The organism is Vibrio sp. SBT000027 (assembly GCF_963894355.1).
GTDB classification, from domain to species: domain Bacteria; phylum Pseudomonadota; class Gammaproteobacteria; order Enterobacterales; family Vibrionaceae; genus Vibrio; species Vibrio splendidus.
In genome coordinates this window covers 747,153-763,589 of the sequence record NZ_CAWQGD010000001.1, presented here as the reverse complement: position 1 = coordinate 763,589, position 16,437 = coordinate 747,153, and the positions used below count along the sequence as shown (strand labels likewise).

General features: G+C 44.3%; 11 protein-coding genes. 4 read left to right on the top strand and 7 right to left on the bottom strand.

What is annotated here, in order from left to right; translation table 11 throughout:
• Positions 1–81: 81 nt before the first annotated feature.
• A complete protein-coding gene (locus tag AACU28_RS03245; protein WP_121602324.1) occupies positions 82–1,131 on the bottom strand; it encodes a cysteine synthase A in 1,050 nt (349 codons plus the stop codon).
• A 169-nt stretch (positions 1,132–1,300) separates the two neighbouring features.
• On the opposite strand from AACU28_RS03245, the gene AACU28_RS03240 reads away from it, so the two are divergent.
• Positions 1,301–1,516, top strand: a complete 216-nt coding sequence (locus tag AACU28_RS03240) for a hypothetical protein (protein WP_004731730.1) — start codon at positions 1,301–1,303, stop codon at positions 1,514–1,516.
• A gap of 170 nt (positions 1,517–1,686) precedes the next feature.
• Here the strand turns inward: AACU28_RS03240 and AACU28_RS03235 are convergent, their stop codons facing one another.
• Entirely contained in the window at positions 1,687–2,880 is a 1,194-nt protein-coding gene (locus tag AACU28_RS03235; protein WP_017077447.1) for an acetate/propionate family kinase, read from the bottom strand.
• Between the two features lie 764 nt (positions 2,881–3,644).
• Complete coding sequence (locus AACU28_RS03230) at positions 3,645–5,738, bottom strand: DEAD/DEAH box helicase (protein WP_076674180.1); 2,094 nt, start codon at positions 5,736–5,738, stop codon at positions 3,645–3,647.
• 309 nt (positions 5,739–6,047) lie between these two features.
• Here AACU28_RS03230 and rnb point away from each other — a divergent pair, with 309 nt between their 5' ends.
• Positions 6,048–8,054, top strand: a complete 2,007-nt coding sequence (gene rnb / locus AACU28_RS03225; RefSeq protein ID WP_121602323.1) for an exoribonuclease II — start codon at positions 6,048–6,050, stop codon at positions 8,052–8,054.
• Positions 8,055–8,257: 203 nt separating this feature from the next.
• Positions 8,258–9,064 (top strand): helix-turn-helix domain-containing protein, encoded by an 807-nt coding sequence (locus AACU28_RS03220; RefSeq protein WP_004731740.1) that lies wholly within the window; start codon positions 8,258–8,260, stop codon positions 9,062–9,064.
• A 155-nt stretch (positions 9,065–9,219) separates the two neighbouring features.
• Here the strand turns inward: AACU28_RS03220 and AACU28_RS03215 are convergent, their stop codons facing one another.
• Positions 9,220–9,582: a DUF3024 domain-containing protein gene (locus AACU28_RS03215; protein WP_121602322.1), complete on the bottom strand. Its 363-nt coding sequence runs from the start codon at positions 9,580–9,582 to the stop codon at positions 9,220–9,222.
• A gap of 309 nt (positions 9,583–9,891) precedes the next feature.
• On the opposite strand from AACU28_RS03215, the gene AACU28_RS03210 reads away from it, so the two are divergent.
• The gene (locus AACU28_RS03210; RefSeq protein WP_017087313.1) at positions 9,892–10,707 is read left to right on the top strand and encodes a phosphate ABC transporter substrate-binding protein; all 816 of its coding nucleotides are present in this window, start codon (positions 9,892–9,894) and stop codon (positions 10,705–10,707) included.
• Positions 10,708–10,941: 234 nt separating this feature from the next.
• Here the strand turns inward: AACU28_RS03210 and AACU28_RS03205 are convergent, their stop codons facing one another.
• The 3 genes from AACU28_RS03205 to AACU28_RS03195 all read right to left on the bottom strand — a co-directional run bounded on the left by AACU28_RS03205 (position 10,942) and on the right by AACU28_RS03195 (position 16,262).
• The gene (locus AACU28_RS03205; RefSeq protein ID WP_004731744.1) at positions 10,942–11,628 is read right to left on the bottom strand and encodes a MaoC family dehydratase; all 687 of its coding nucleotides are present in this window, start codon (positions 11,626–11,628) and stop codon (positions 10,942–10,944) included.
• Positions 11,629–11,961: 333 nt separating this feature from the next.
• Complete coding sequence (locus tag AACU28_RS03200) at positions 11,962–15,114, bottom strand: efflux RND transporter permease subunit (protein WP_004731746.1); 3,153 nt, start codon at positions 15,112–15,114, stop codon at positions 11,962–11,964.
• An 11-nt stretch (positions 15,115–15,125) separates the two neighbouring features.
• Positions 15,126–16,262 carry an efflux RND transporter periplasmic adaptor subunit gene (locus tag AACU28_RS03195; RefSeq protein WP_121602321.1) on the bottom strand — a complete coding sequence of 379 codons (1,137 nt, stop codon included), beginning with the start codon at positions 16,260–16,262 and terminating at the stop codon, positions 15,126–15,128.
• Positions 16,263–16,437: the final 175 nt, after the last annotated feature.

Here is a 16,437-nt window from a genome sequence, read left to right as displayed (position 1 = left end):
CAACCGGACGTTTAGCGCTAACGGATGTTTAGCACTAACAAAAGAGCTGGCAGACCACTGGCTGTTACTAACTTAAAACAACTATACGTTGACGACCATGCTGCCATCTTCGGCTTGATAACGAGCCCATAGTTGAGAAAGGTTTTCTTTATTAAGCTGTATCTCTTTTTCTTTCAGAAACGCTTCGTTGTGCAGCTTCGAATACGAGCGCTCAGCAAGGTCACAGCTGAATGTAACGATGGTTTTCCCTTTCCCCATTCTAGCTGCAGCGTATAGCGCACCTGCTACGTTCAACGACGAACTGCTTCCTAGAAGAATACCGTCATGTTCCGCAACAAGGCGGGATATCGTCACCAAATCCTGATCGGGCAGTGTGATTGCACGATTGATTTTTGCCTGCCTGAAATTTTCAACCGTCCGCATGATCCCTATGCCTTCCGTGAACGAACTTCCCGTTGCTTGATAGTGTCCATTACGTAGAAACGAATAAATGCCAGACCCATTTGGGTCAACTAACCAAGTTTCGAGATTGGGTTGCTGCTCAGATAGATAGTGTGAGTTTCCGGCAATGGTTCCACCAGTCCCCACCACTGAAACTAGAGCATCAATATTACCCTGTGTTTGCTGCCAGATCTCCGGTCCAGTATTTAAATAGTGCGCTCGATAATTACTGAGATTTTCGAACTGATCTGCCCACCAATAATTCTCATTTTCGACACCAATCCGCTTGGCCGTGTGGTAAAAATGTTCAGGGTTTGCAAAAGGACAAGGGTCGACCAATAACAATTCAGCATTATAAAGCGAGATCATGCGCTCTTTCTCTTGTGCCTGCCCTTTTGGCATCACCACCAACATTTTATAACCGAGGGATTTAGCCACTAGAGCAAGGCCAATCCCCGTATTTCCTGCGGTGCCTTCGACGATTGTCATTCCCGGCTTAAGCTTACCGGCTTCTACTGCATCCATAACCAACTGAAGGGCCGCTCTATCTTTAATCGAACCACCCGGATTCTGGTGTTCGCACTTAATAAGAATCTCACAACCTGATATCTCTGAGAGACTGTTGATTCTAACAAGATCGGTATCGCCGATGAGTTCACTGAGATTGTTTGCAATGTGGGCAGATGACATCGCGACTCCATTTATTTGTTGAGGATGAGTTGTTCATCGATTGGGTTGTCGATGATCATAAGCGTAGCTCTGAGGTCTGCTTAGTCAAGGAGTGGCAGAATTGAAAAGACTCTCATTTTCCAAATAACAATTATAATTAGGGGTGATCGAATAGACTGAGGGTAAAAAAATGTTTCTAAAAGAGAAAAAGAGCGGTGACCTCGTAGATGTAACTGAAATGACCAAATTAACCAACTTATTTCAGGACAGTATCGAAGGTCGGTTTCAAGCTGGCGAAGAACAGCAAGACCCTGAGATGTTTAAAAAGTCCGAACTGGTGTTTATGTCAGGTGAAGAATTACCTCGATGCTGGACAGATCCAAACTACCGCTCAGAGGTTAAATAACCTTAACTCTTCCAGAGTACCAAGTGAGTTGTAATTGAAACTCTGTTCTAAAAGCGTTTGACCATGTGGGCTATTCCCTCTGTTAAAGCGTTCAGATGCATCTTTACTAAACACAAAAAAGCGAGCCACTTAGGCTCGCTTTTCAATTGTTTCTTAAGCAGTTGCTTCGATTACAGAAGTTCTACCGACTGTTGAGCAATCACGAATTCTTCATTGGTTGGAATAACCATTGCTACTGCGCCAAGCATTTCAGACTTAGCGATGATGCCTTCAGCGCCAAAGCGAGCTGCTTCGTTGCCAGCTACATCTTCAACAAAACCAAGAATCTTAAGGTTGTTTAGGATTTCACGACGAATTGGTAGAGAGTTCTCACCGATACCGCCAGTGAAGATGATACCGTCTAAAGAGTCTAGCGTTGCAAGGTAAGAAGCGACGTATTTAGCTACGCGGTAAGTAAACACCTCAAACGCAAGCTTAGCGCCTTCATGGCCCTCTTCCATTGCTTCTAAGATGCCACGAGCATCGCTCGTAAGACCAGACACGCCAAGGAAGCCAGACTCCTTGTTTAGAGAGTTAAATACTTGCTCTTGTGACCAACCTTTCTTAAGTAGGTATTCGATAATACCTGGGTCTAAGTCACCACAACGTGTGCCCATCATAAGACCAGAAAGCGGTGTGAAGCCCATTGAAGTATCAACACTGTTACCGTCTTTGATAGCACATACAGATGCGCCGTTACCTAGGTGAACAGAGATGAAGCTCGATTCTTCTACTGGCTTGTTGACCATTTTCGCAGCTTCACGGCTAACGAAGTAGTGGCTCGTACCGTGGAAACCGTAACGACGAACGCCAAAGTCTGTGTATAGCTCTTTTGCGATTGCACCTGTAAATGCACGTTGTGGCATTGTTTGGTGGAAAGCAGTATCAAACACAGCGAACTGAGGTAGAGAAGGGAAAGCTTCAATCGCAGCACGGATACCGATAGCACCTGCTGGGTTATGAAGTGGAGCTAAGTCAGATAGGCTTTCAATCTCACTCGTTACTTCTTCAGTAATACGAACGGTTTGAGTGAACTTCTCACCGCCGTGAACGATACGGTGACCGATTGCCACGATATCAGCAGTGAAGCCTAAGTCTTCCATCAGACCAACCAATTTGCCAATGGCAATTTTGTGGTGGTTACCCTCGCCTTGAATAGCAATTTCTGTTTTCTGACCTTGATGCTTCCAGCTCATGCGAGCATCTTCAAGACCAAAACACTCCCCTAAGCCACTTAATACTGCGTCACCAGAAACAGAATCGATGACAGCAAATTTAAGGGAAGAACTACCCGAGTTAATAACCAGAACAAACGAATTAGACATTGGATATGGATCCTGTTTCAGTACGAATTTAGTGAAGTTTGCGCTTCAATTTTAGTTAAGTCTATTATTCAATAATTTTTGAATCTTTCAACTTTTGTTTTGCAAAAACCACCAAATGAACACAAATAAGTTGATCTTAGTCATCAATTCATTTCTTTCGAGAACGAAAATTAAAAAATAGTTGAATTAGATAAAGTAAATGCACTTATGAAACTGATAGATTCATACAAACCACATTGAGAGCAAAGTCATCTCGGATTGAAATCTTATCCAAGAGTCCAATTCATAAATTAAGCCCATAAAGCCAAAAAACAAGCTAGCGTTCGACGCTGCGACTTAAAAAATACAGCGCGACACTTAAATATAGAGCGGTTGGTTATCAATACCCGCTGATAGACTTTAAGGCGTTTAACTTCGCCTCAGCACTATAAATAGATCACCTATTCGGATCGAAAGGTTGAGCAGCTCTTACTTCAAAATCCATTTCATTTTTCATTATAGCTGTGCACTTCTTTTGCTATACATCGCTCGACTCCCATACATCCAGACTAAACACGCTACACGGCGCTTTACGCACATCTCACTGTTGCAGCCTTATGATGCGAGGCGCTATCTTAAACAGGGCTTAGAACGTGCTACAGGCGTGAAGAATAAAATAGCAGGCACAAAAAAGCCGAGCATAATGCTCGGCTTTTAAAGTCAATGTTTAAGCTATTCGTCTATAAGCACTTTGCTTGTAAGCTTCAACTTAAACTAAAGGTTGATTAACCTTCGCTGCGCTCTGGACGACGACCGCGGTTGCCGCCATTACCAGCTGCTGCGTTGCCATGGCCACGTTCGCCACGGTGGTTACCACGGTGATCACCACCACGGTTACGGTCAAAGCGACGTTCGCCATCACGACCACCAGCAGAGTTACCATCACGTGCGCCGTCACGGTTGCCACGGTAGCCACCACGACCGCCATTGCCACCTTCACGGTTACCACCTTCGCGATTACCGCCTTCACGGTTACCACGGTAGCCGCCGCCATCACGACCGCCACGACCGCCATCACGACCGCCACGGTTGCCATCACGACCGCCGCCGCCACGACGAGGCTCACGGAAGTCGTTGAAATCAACAACTACAGCGCCAGCTTCTTTTTGACGAATGCGAAGTTTGCTTAGCTTACCAGCAGTTTCAGAGTTCATTGCTTTTGGCAGTTGAACGTAAGTAGAACCTTGGTCTAGCTTGATAGCACCGATAGAACCTTTAGTTAGGCCTAGTTCGTTTGCTAGTGCGCCAACGATGTCTTTAACCTGAACGCCTTGCTCACGGCCAACTTGTAGTTGGTACGTATCCCAATCTTGAGTATTGAAGTTACGACCACCACCGTCACGGCCATTGTCACGATCTTCACGACGCTCTTTGCGACGGTTCTTATCACGCTCAATAGCAGCGATCATTGGGTCTTCGCCAACGTAGAATAGTGGGCTCTTACCTTGCTGACGCTTAAGAAGCATTGCAGCTAGAGTAGCAGCATCAACTTCTAGAGATTCTTGTAATGTAGAGATTAAACCTGCGAAGTTTTCTAGAGCTTTGCTCTCTTTCTCAGTTTCAAGCTCAGCACCAAGCTTAGCAACACGTGCAGCAGCAACTTCGTCACGTTGTGGAAGTTGGATTTCTTCCATTTGAGACTTAGTTACACGCTCGATTGTGCGAAGCATACGGATTTGGTTAGTACGAACTAGTAGGATCGCTTTACCTTTACGTCCAGCACGGCCAGTACGGCCAATACGGTGGATGTAAGATTCAACATCGAATGGGATGTCGTAGTTAAATACGTGAGTGATACGTGGAACATCAAGACCACGTGCTACAACGTCAGTTGCAACTAGGATATCGATAACACCTTGTTTGATGTGATCAACAGTGCGCTCACGTAGAGACTGAGGAATATCACCGTGCAATGCAGCAGCTTTGAAGCCACGTGCAGATAGCCAATCAGCTAGACGCTCAGTGTCTTGACGAGTACGTACGAATACGATTGACGCGTCAGTTTCTTCAGTTTCTAGAAGACGAGACATTGCTTCGTCTTTTTCTACGCCTTTAACAACCCAGTAATTCTGCGCTACTTTGTCAACTGTGTGGTTAGTACCAGCAACGTCAACTCGTGCAGGGTTACGTAGGTAACGGTCAACAATAGTCTTAACCATTGGAGGCATAGTTGCAGAGAAAAGTACGCGTTGTGCAGTTTCTGGAGCTTGCTCAAGAATCCAAGTAACGTCATCTACAAAGCCCATTTTCAGCATTTCATCTGCTTCATCAAGAACAAATGTATGCGCTTCATCTAGGTGTAGACGGTCACGAGTTAGTAAGTCTTTAACACGACCTGGAGTACCAACAACAATGTGAGCACCGCGGCTTAGAGCACGCATTTGGTCAACAATTGAAGCACCACCGTAGATTTCAAGAACTTTAAGACCGTTGATGTCACGACCTAAGTTTTTGATTTCCGCAGCAACTTGAATCGCTAGCTCACGAGTAGGAGCCATGATGATTGCTTGTGGTTTGTGTTGGTTCAGGTTGATTTTGTTAAGTAAAGGCAGAGAGAATGCTGCTGTTTTACCAGTACCAGTCTGTGCTTTACCTAGTGCGTCACGGCCTTCAAGAAGAAGAGGAATAGCTGCTGCTTGGATTGGAGTCGGAGAAACGAAACCCATGCTATCAAGAGCTGAAAGAATGTTATCGTTAAGGGCTAATTCATTAAATTGAATTACAGATTCGGACATTGGGATCCCACTATATATAAGTAAACAAAAGGTCCCGGGAGCTCTATCAATTCCAATACTGATCCAATCAGATACTGATTCCATTCAGAGTTACGAAGCAGTAATAAAACACTTCAAGCCATTAGGGACGTCTAAGGGAGGCGGATTATTCCCTAAATGCATAAAAAAATCCAGAAAAAATTGAAATACATCACATATTTTTCGCTTTTACATCAATACTGGTTATCATATCGTCAAAACTTGATGAATATCTCGTCACAGCACCCATCTTCTAGCAAATTGACCTAGTTAAATAAGAGGGCAATTAATTAACGCTCACTTCGCCTTTAAGTAGTAATCAAGCCTCGCAATGATTATAGTGTGCTCAATTGTCCTCGATAGATAAAAGTCAAAATGTTTCAAGATAATCCTCTACTCGCTCAACTCAAACAGCAAATCCAAGAAACCCTCCCTAAAAAGGAAGGTACAATCAAAGCCACTGAAAAAGGGTTTGGTTTTCTCGAAGTCGATAACAAGACCAGTTTCTTTATCCCACCGCCATACATGAAGAAATGTGTGCACGGTGACAAAGTTATTGCCATCATTCGCACCGAGAAAGATCGCGAAGTAGCAGAGCCTGAGGAATTGATTGAACAGGGTCTTACTCGTTTTATTGCTCGAGTGAAGTTGTTTAAAGGTCGTTTGAACGTAGTTCCTGATCACCCGCAACTGAAAAAGCTGCAACTTAAAGCGAAAGCAAAGAAGGGTCTAAACCCTGAAACGCTAAAAGAAGGCGACTGGGTTGTTGCTCATATCGTTCAACACCCGTTAAAAGGTGACAACGGATTCTTGGCTCAAATCTCTGAGAAAATCACAGATGCTGATGACAAGATCGCACCTTGGTGGGTAACGCTGGCACAAAACGACCTACCTAACAGCGAACCTGAAGGCATTGACGACTGGCAGATCAAAGACGACGCTGATCTTGAACGTATCGACATGACTCACGTCCCTTTTGTGACTATCGATGGCGAAAGCACAAAAGATATGGACGATGCGCTTTACGCTAAGAAGAAAGAGAACGGTGATTTTGAGCTAACTATTGCGATTGCTGATCCTACCGCTTACATCTCTCCAGATGATGCGATGGATAAAGTGGCTCGTGAGCGCGGTTTCACTATTTACCTTCCAGGTCGTAACATCCCTATGTTACCTCGTGATCTAGCTGACAACTTATGTTCACTAATAGAGAACGAAGTTCGCCCGGCACTTTGCTGCACAGTAACAGTATCTAAAGAAGGTGTTATCGGTGATGACATTAACTTCTTCGCTGCGAGCATCAAATCTCATGCTCGTCTTGCTTACGACCACGTATCAGACTGGTTAGAAACCGGTGCATCAGACAAATGGCAACCATCAGAAGAGATCGCTGCGATTGTTTCTGACCTTCACCAATTTGCACAAGCACGTTCAGCATGGCGCTCAACAAACGCTGTTGTATTCCCAGATCGCCCTGACTACCGCTTTGAGCTTAGCGAAGATAACGATGTTGTCGCTATCCACGCAGACATGCGTCGCACTGCAAACAAGTTGGTCGAAGAGTCTATGATCAGCGCGAACATCTGTGCAGGTCGAGTATTAAAAGAAAGCTTTAACCAAGGTGTCTTTAACTGTCACTCTGGATTTAAAGCTGAGAAAGTAGCAGACGTTCTAGAACTGGTTAATCCAGAAGCCGAAACACCATTTACAGAAGAGCAGATCGTTTCTCTAGAGGGCTTCGCAACTCTGCGCCGTTGGTTAGGCTCTCTAGACAACAGCTACTACGACAACCGTATTCGTAAATTCCAAGCGTACAGCGAGATCAGCAATGAACCTGCGCCACACTACGCAATGGGTTTAGACATTTACGCGACGTGGACTTCTCCAATTCGTAAATACGGTGACATGATTAACCACCGTATGCTTAAAGCACACATCTTAGGTAAAGCGCCAATTCAAACACCAGACGAAACTATTGGTGATGAACTTGCCCTGCACCGCCGTCACCACGGTATGGCTGAGCGCAATGTTGGCGATTGGTTGTACGCTCGTACTCTAGCAAACGCTCCTGTAGAAGAGACTCGCTTCCAAGCAGAGATCTTCGACATTAACCGTGCTGGTATGCGTGTGCGTCTGCTTGAGAATGGTGCAGCTGCATTTATCCCTGGTTCTCTCATTATTGATAATAAAGAGAGAATAGAGTGCAACGGTGATATGGGTACTGTATCTATCGATAAAGAAATGGTATACAAACTGGGAGACGTTTTAGAAGTAGTTCTCTTCGAAGTTAATCAGGAAAACCGTAACTTAGTAGCAAAACCTACTCAAGTATTTGCGGACTTGCCTAGCGAGCCTGAAACGACAAACGAAACCGAAGCTTAAGAACTTTAACGGTTACGGCTTTCAAGGTTACGGCTTTCAAGGTCAAAGCTTGCAAGGTTAAGGCTTTCAAGGTCAAAAGCTTCAAAGGTTCACTTCTAAAGGCGCTAATTATTAGCGCCTTTTTTGTAAATGTCTCATGCTTAAACAATACTTAAAAAAAATAATCAATAAGCAATCAGTTTACAACGTTAAAGAAGCACACTATGTCATCAATCACAGTTACTCAATTCAGAAATTTCATTCCCAGGAAACGGGAACGTTACCCCGCCTCTAAAAACGGTATTTTCATCGTTTCTAAAGGCAGTATTTCTTTCGTGCTACCTGATGGGACTGAAGCCTCATTGCAAGCCGGAGATTTTACTCTTTACAATTCTGGTCAGATTAAAGACATCACCGTTGACACTGAGAATGGCGAATTCAGCGCAACCTGTGTAGATTTTGATTTAGCTATTTTTCAGAAATTCATTAATCAGTTTAGCGACCTAGAACCCACTCGAGTCCCAGATAAATACATTAAGTTTAATCAAACTGATACCGAAATCTGCCAATTGAAAGAACTCATCATGTCGCTCGTTCATTCATCGACTCAGAATGACTACGCACTCACTCAATTAGGTTTAGGTTTACTTTCTCTAATGGTGGAGCAGCACCCTGCTCTGTTAGTTATTATTGCCCGAGCGTCAAGGTTAACCGTGACGCAAAAGGTCATTCATTATATTGAACAGAACATTGAGAATAATATCTCACTCGATACCCTAGCCAGCTATATGGGGATGTCACCAGCCACACTTAAACGCCGTTTATCGGCTGAAGACCTTTCCTTTTCAAATCTATTAAAGATAAAGCGAATCGCCCACGCAGCGACACAGCTCAGAACATCGAATAAATCTATTACTCAAATCGCTTATGAATCTGGATTTAAAAGCGCGGCACACTTCAGTACAGCCTTTAAAACCTATCATGGCAAGACTCCAAAAGACTTCCGCTCTTTGGTTGCACAGTCTTATTAGTTGCACAATCTTATTGGCTGCACTGTCTTATTGGTTGAACAGTCTTAGAAAGTGCAGGTGCAGGTAAAAGTAAAAATCTGAAATGTGTTGGTGGGAATTTACGAAGGTCGTTCGTTTTTGGTATCAAACCACCAGCGAACGCCTAAGTAAAATGGTCACGACCAGAAGTAAGATTTAGGGTCTTTTTCTATTTCAGCCAAAATAGCATCAAGATCCTTGGATTGAGGAAGGTAAGGGTAAGGTCCCCAATTGACAGAGTCGGTTTCCGCATTATCTTCAAGTGGCACCATCACCACCCAGAAAGATAACGACTCATCAAAGGTAACGCAGGCGATCTCGTTGGTATAATCACTATGAGATGAGTCGAGTAGATAATGCGCCTGAGAAAACAGCACACCACCCTCACACTCTTCATAAAGGGATTTGCCTAGCTCTACAGGTAAACTACGATTTCGTGAAGTACAGAGCCTCTCAGCTCCAATTAAAAGACGATTCAGTTCTATATGAATAACGGACATAACACCCCTTGTAACTTCATAGAAACTTCTAAGTAGTGAATTCCTCTACTTAGCTTAGGACTCAACGATCATTTTAGCGAACAAGTGCAAACAAAATACCCGCCCTGCTCCCAGAAACGAATCCTTCTTCAGTAAACACATTCTAAAAGGGTAAAGCCGTCTAAATTTCATTAACCAGTGCCATTTTGGCAGCCACACTGTCTTTCACTCACCAGATTAACTGCTATAACGTATCCGTATAGAATTTCACAAAAGTGTCATATAACCGACCTATCATAGCCAACAAATGTTATTAACTAGGAGTTGTTTATGTTACGAGTCGCGCTTGCCTCTCTTTTATCCTTAGCCCTGTCTTCTCAAGCTGCTTTAGCACAAGAAACCACTATTTCGGGCTCCACTTCAGTATCACGAGTGATGGATGTATTAGCTGAGGAGTATAACAAGACTCACCCTGATAACTATATTGCGGTTCAGGGCATCGGTTCTACAGCGGGTATTACCATGGTTAACAAAGGTGTCTCTGATATCGGTATGAGCTCGCGTTATTTAACCGACCGCGAACAGGACGAGAAGTTGAAGGTGTTTCCAATTGCCTTTGACGGCCTAGCTGTCGTAACTAACCGCTCAAACGCTGTAAGCAACGTTACACGTGAGCAGCTATTCGATATCTACAAAGGCAAAATTACGAACTGGAAAGCCGTGGGTGGTGCGGATCAGCCTATCGCAGTTGTAACTCGCGAAGCGTCTTCTGGTTCACGCTATAGCTTCGAAAGCTTGCTTGGTTTAACGAAAATAATTAATGACCGTCTGGTTTCTGACATCAACCCAAATAACTTGGTTGTAAACAGCAACAGCATGGTTAAAACGATTGTTAACCATAACCCACACGCGATTGGATTTATCTCTGTAGGTTCGATCGACCGTTCGATTAAGGCCATTACATTTGAAGGCGTAGAGCCAACATCTAAGAACATTGCTAACCACAGCTATGAATTGGCTCGCCCATTCTTGTTGCTACACAAAACTGAATCAGTTTCTGACGAGAGCAAAGATTTCATCAAGTTCGTGAAGTCAAAGCAAGGGCAAGATCTTATCGAAGAGTACGGCTACACGCGTATTAAGTAGCTTACTGCGTCTAAACTAACTAACCGCGTATTAATGAGCAAAACACGCATTAAGTAGTTACACAAGTACTAAATAGCGACATACACATTAAGTCAGCAAAGGCTTTTCGTGGTGTTGTTACCAACGCTAGAGATGTCGATTTGATACGACACAAACAAAAAGAGAGAGCCTTAAGCTCTCTCTTTTTTTGAATCTATAATCTTCGCTTAAAAGCAGTTCCACTTATAAAAAGCTCTAGAAGTGAAGTTGGATCACTGAAACGATCACAGCGCCAGGACGACGAATACCTTCGATTTCTACGCGAATTTCGCGTTCAATCTCTAGGCCTTTCTTAATTGGCGTTACTTTTGTTAGCGTACTTTTAGCACGAACGTTACTGCCCGATTTTACAGGATATGGGAAACGAACTTGGTTAAGACCAATGTTTACAACCATCTTCGCTGTTGGGAATTGAGACTTATCAGGATCAACACTGTCAGTCAGTCTAGGAAGCAGAGACAAAGTCAAAAAACCATGTGCGATGGTTGTTTTGAACGGAGAATCCGTTTCAGCCTTAGAAGGTTCAGTATGGATCCATTGCATATCTTCAGTAACAAGGCCGAACTGGTTGATACGGTCTTGACTAACATTGATCCAGTCGCCAGTATGAATAACTTCACCGATCTGCTGATTAAGCTCATCAAACACAAGCTGTGCTTCTCGCGTTAATACGAGCGGCTGTTCTATTGGCATCTCTGGTGCATCTTCATTTACAGCAGGTTTGTGGTGATCACGAACCCAAGCAAAGAAATGGCTATTTTGCGTACGATTCAGAAAGTCACCCCAGTAATCTCTAAGAGCTGGAGACATCCATTGCATAAACTCTGAGTGTTGCGAAGACACGCTATCGCCTCGGTGTTTAAATAAATCAATGACTTTCATAAGAACCTCAATGCACAAAAAATTTCAATATAACTATGTAATTTTGAAACACTTCACACTATTGTGCAAATGTTTTCGAGCATACACTCGTTAGCTGAACACTGTTATTTCCATATTAAACAGGCACTTAATAATAAAACATCATTTTATTACAAAACCCAAATTAGAGTGTTAGCTCCATCACAAAACGAACATTTGATTATATAAATAGCGTTTTTATTCACAAGCGGAATAAAAAAGGCTTAGCGTAATGCTAAGCCTTAGTTTTTACAAGGATTTAATCCTGCAAGGGATTAGCCTTGCAAGGCCTTAATCTTACCGGAGTTAAGTCTCCTATTCGTCATCAAGTGGAATCAACTTAGTCGTGCCACCGTGTGCCTTCTCACGCTTACGTTGCACGAATGCATAGAAGCCTGGGATTAGGAAAGTACCCGCTAACAACACACATAGCAGACCGCCGATCAGTGAAATACCCAACGAGTTCTGGCTCACGTGACCTGCGCCCGCTGCAAAGATAAGCGGGAAGATACCTAAGATGAACGACCAAGAGGTCATGTTCACAGCACGGAAACGCAGCGTACCGCCCTTCACTGCCGCATCTTCAATTGATGCGTCTTTCTCTTCACGCTCCACTTTTGCGAACTCTACAATCAAGATTGCGTTCTTCGCGGCCAAGGCTATCAAGAGAACTAAACCAATTTGCGCATAGAGATTCAGCGGTGTGCCCGTCAGATTCAATGCTAAGAAGGAGCCTAAGGTTGCAACCGGTACCACTAAGATAATCGCTATCGGTATTGTCCAACTCTCGTATTGAGCCACCATAAACAGGTAGATGAAGATCAGAGCCAGTGCAAAAGCAAAGATCGCTTGGTTGCCTGCCAATACTTCTTGGTAGGCCATGCCTGTCCATTCGTACTGATAACCCTGAGGTAAGACTTCAGCGGCTACACGTTCCATTGCAGCAATCGCATCACCACTTGAGTAACCCGGTGCTGGTTGGCCTTGAATCACGGCACTGCGGTACATGTTGTAACGCCATGCCACATCTGGTTCGAAGATCTGGTCGTAAGTCACTAATGTACTGAGCGGGATCATCTCGCCATTAGACGAGCGCACGTGGAATCGTTGGAGATCATCCATGCTGCTACGATGTTCACTATCAGCTTGCATGGTCACGCGGAAGTTCTTACCAAACATGGTGAAATCGTTCACGTACAGTGAACCAAGATTACCTTGCAGAGTTTGGAATATTTCCGACAACGGAATACCTAACTGTTGTGCTTTCTCACGGTCGATATCGACATAGTAGTGAGGAACGTTGGCACGGAAAGTACTGAACGTATGTGAAATCTCAGGCTGTTTGTTCGCCTCAGCAATCACGTCATTCATTACCATCGCCAGATCAGTACGACTACGACCTAATGTATCTTCTAGAACAAATTCGAAACCAGAAGCAGCACCCATACCCGGAACTGCTGGAGGTCCCATTGCAAACACAATAGCTTGAGGCAGTTCAGTGGCCGCTCGACCATTAATACGTTGTGAGATAGCTTGTGCGGAATGTTGACCATCCAGTGCGTTACGCATATCCCAATCATGCAGTTTGATAAATAGCGACGCGCCATTCGAAGCAGAAGCGCCCGTCATGAATGCGTAGCCGTTTACCAGTGTTACACCATCAACACCCGGCTCTTGCTCAACCATCTCTAGCAACTGCTCAGTCACATCTTCTGTACGAGATAATGATGCCGCGTCAGGAAGCTGCACGTTAACCAGCAAAATACCTTTATCTTCTTGAGGTACAAACGCCGTTGACGTCGTTTTCGCGAAGTAAGTAACTGCTGCTAGTGCCACAACAAAGAAAGTAAACAGTAGTACACCCTTTTTCACAAGGAAGCCCGCGATTTGGCCGTATTTGTTAGTAACAGACTCTAAGCCACGGTTGAACGCTTGGTACCAACGAGCTGTGTTGCCACCGCCCTGCTTTAGAACCAGTGAACACAATGCTGGTGACAGCGTTAGAGCATTAATAGAAGAGATAACAACAGCGATACAAATAGTCAGAGCAAACTGACGATACATGATGCCAGTAATACCCGGCAACATCGCCACAGGGATAAACACGGCAAGAAGTACCAGTGTTGATGTAACGATAGGACCCGTTACTTCTTTCATCGCGATAAGCGTTGCTTTACGTGGAGAAATCGTTGGGTCTTTGGCCATAGTGGTATCGACGTTTTCGATAACCAAGATCGCATCATCTACCACGATACCAATCGCCAATATCAAACCAAACAGGGTTACCGTGTTGATGGTAAATCCTGTCATCTGCATGACGGCAAAGGTACCAATCAATGACACCGGAATCGCAACCACAGGAATCAAGGTTGCACGCGCACTACCCAAGAATAGATAAGTAACCGCGATAACCAGCAAGATAGCTTCGATCAGCGTTTTCACTACGCCCTTAATCGACTCTGCAACAAAGACTGTGGTGTCATAACTCGCCTCGTAAGCAACACCTTCAGGGAAGTTAGTACTTAGATTGTCCAGCATCGCCATGACCGCTTTACCACTTTCCAACGCGTTTGCGTCTGACTGAAGTGACAGCGTTACGATTGAAGCGTCTTGTCCTCGGTATTTACCATTGCCGTCGTAGAATTTTTTACCTAACTCAACGCGTGCAATGTCTTTTAAGTAAACGGTTGAACCATCTTGATTTGCACGAAGTACAACATTTTCAAACTCATCAGCCGTTTCTAAGCGGCCTTTTGTCACCAAGTTGAACTGTACTTCTTGTGGATTGGCGTATGGTGCAGCACCAATACGACCGGCAGCGACTTGAACATTTTGTTCAGCCAATGCGCCATACACATCAGATGTTGTTAAGTTCAGGTTAGCCATTTTCTCAGGGTCTAACCAAACACGCATCGAATACTCACCGCCGCCCAACACGTTTACTTCACTAATACCCGACACACGTGCCAGTTGGTCTTTAATGTTTAAGTTTACGTAGTTGATCAGGAACTGGTCATCATACTCACCGTTTGGAGAGTAGAAGTTCAATACCATCAAAAGGTCAGGTGAACGTTTCTTAACCGTTACGCCAACCATTCTAACTTCTTGTGGAAGCTTCGATTCGATTTGGGCGACTCGGTTCTGAACGTTGACCTGAGCCATATCAGCATCAGTACCGACATCAAAGGTCACATTAAGATTGTATGAACCGTCGTTAGCACTTTTAGAAGACATATAGATCATATCTTCTACGCCATTCACCGACGTCTCTATGGGGTCGGCTATCGCCTGTTCCACCACTTCAGCACTGGCACCCGTGTAGAATGCCGATACACTGACCGATGGTGGGCTAATTTTTGGATATTCGGCCACTGGTAAGATAGCGAGAGAGATCGCACCCGCCAGCGTTAATATTATGGATATGACAAGGGCAAACTTAGGCCTTTGAATAAAGAAACGACTTAACATAAATAGCCCCCTTACTCAGCTTGTTCAGCAGAAGCTTGAATACGAACGGACATACCATTACGTACACGCTGTAGGCCTTGAGTGATCACCGCATCGTCTCTCTCTAATCCAGATTGAACAATCACCCCACCTTCAACTTGTCGACCCATCTCAATATTTCTACGCTCAGCGACTGGTGCAGCTTCGCCTTCAACCAGTACCATTACAAAGTCACCTTCTAGGTCGGTTTGAACTGCACGTCGCGGAATAGTCACAACATCAATAGATTGTTTTTCACGTAGATCAACGCGCACATGTTGACCCGGAAGTAGTTGCTGATTCGGGTTATCGGCAATCGCACGCATCGCGATTGTGCCTGTATTGAGGTTGATACGGTTGCCCAAGAAATCAAGCTGACCTAGGTGTTCAAACGCTTCACCATTCTCAAGTATGATCTGAACTTCAACCCCAGCAGAGTCGCTGTTGCCGTCGCCTTCAATGCGATCCATCCCTAACTCAATACGCTCACGCTCACTGATGCTGAACGACGCATGAATTGGGTCTAGGCTAACCAACGTAGTTAATACACCTGAAGACGGCGAAACCAGATCACCAGTGCTCACTTTGGTGTCGCTGATTCTTCCAGAAAAAGGGGCGGTAATTTGGGTATGAGAAAGCTGAACATTGGCTGCGTTTAACTGAGCATGGCTAGCTTCAAGTTGTGCTTGAGAGCCTAATAAGTTTGCCGTCAACGCATCGAATTCCGATTGAGAAATGCTGCCCTTCGGGAGAAGATTTTTACCACGGTTAAAATCAAGTTCGGCTTTTTTAAGGTTCGCATTCGCTTGAGCAACAGAGGCTTTTGCACTTGCAACTTCAGCTTCAAACGAAGATGGTTCGATTGAGTAAAGCAATTGGCCGTTTTCGACCATTTGGCCTTCATTGAAATGACGGCTTTGTAGATAGCCTGAAACCTGCGCGGTGATAGCCGTGTCTTCAACGGCTTCAATACGACCGATGTACGACTTACTTTGCTGGTGAGAAACAACGCTAACATCCTGTACAGCTACGAGAGGTAGAGGCGCTTGCTTGGCATTTTGAGCATCTTGCCCACACCCAGCAAGAATAAGAGAGCTTGCAAGAGCCGTAAGGATCAACTTTTTACGCATGGTTATACCGTCACTTATTAGTATTTGAACACCATAAAATTTACGTAACACACTCGTCACCATTGTCCGAGGAATATCAATTATAACTAGCCAAAGTGTATCAATATGTTAATTGAAACCAAGTGCTTATAAAGTGATTACAAACGCGTTACAATTCCTAAGTAAATCAACCTCT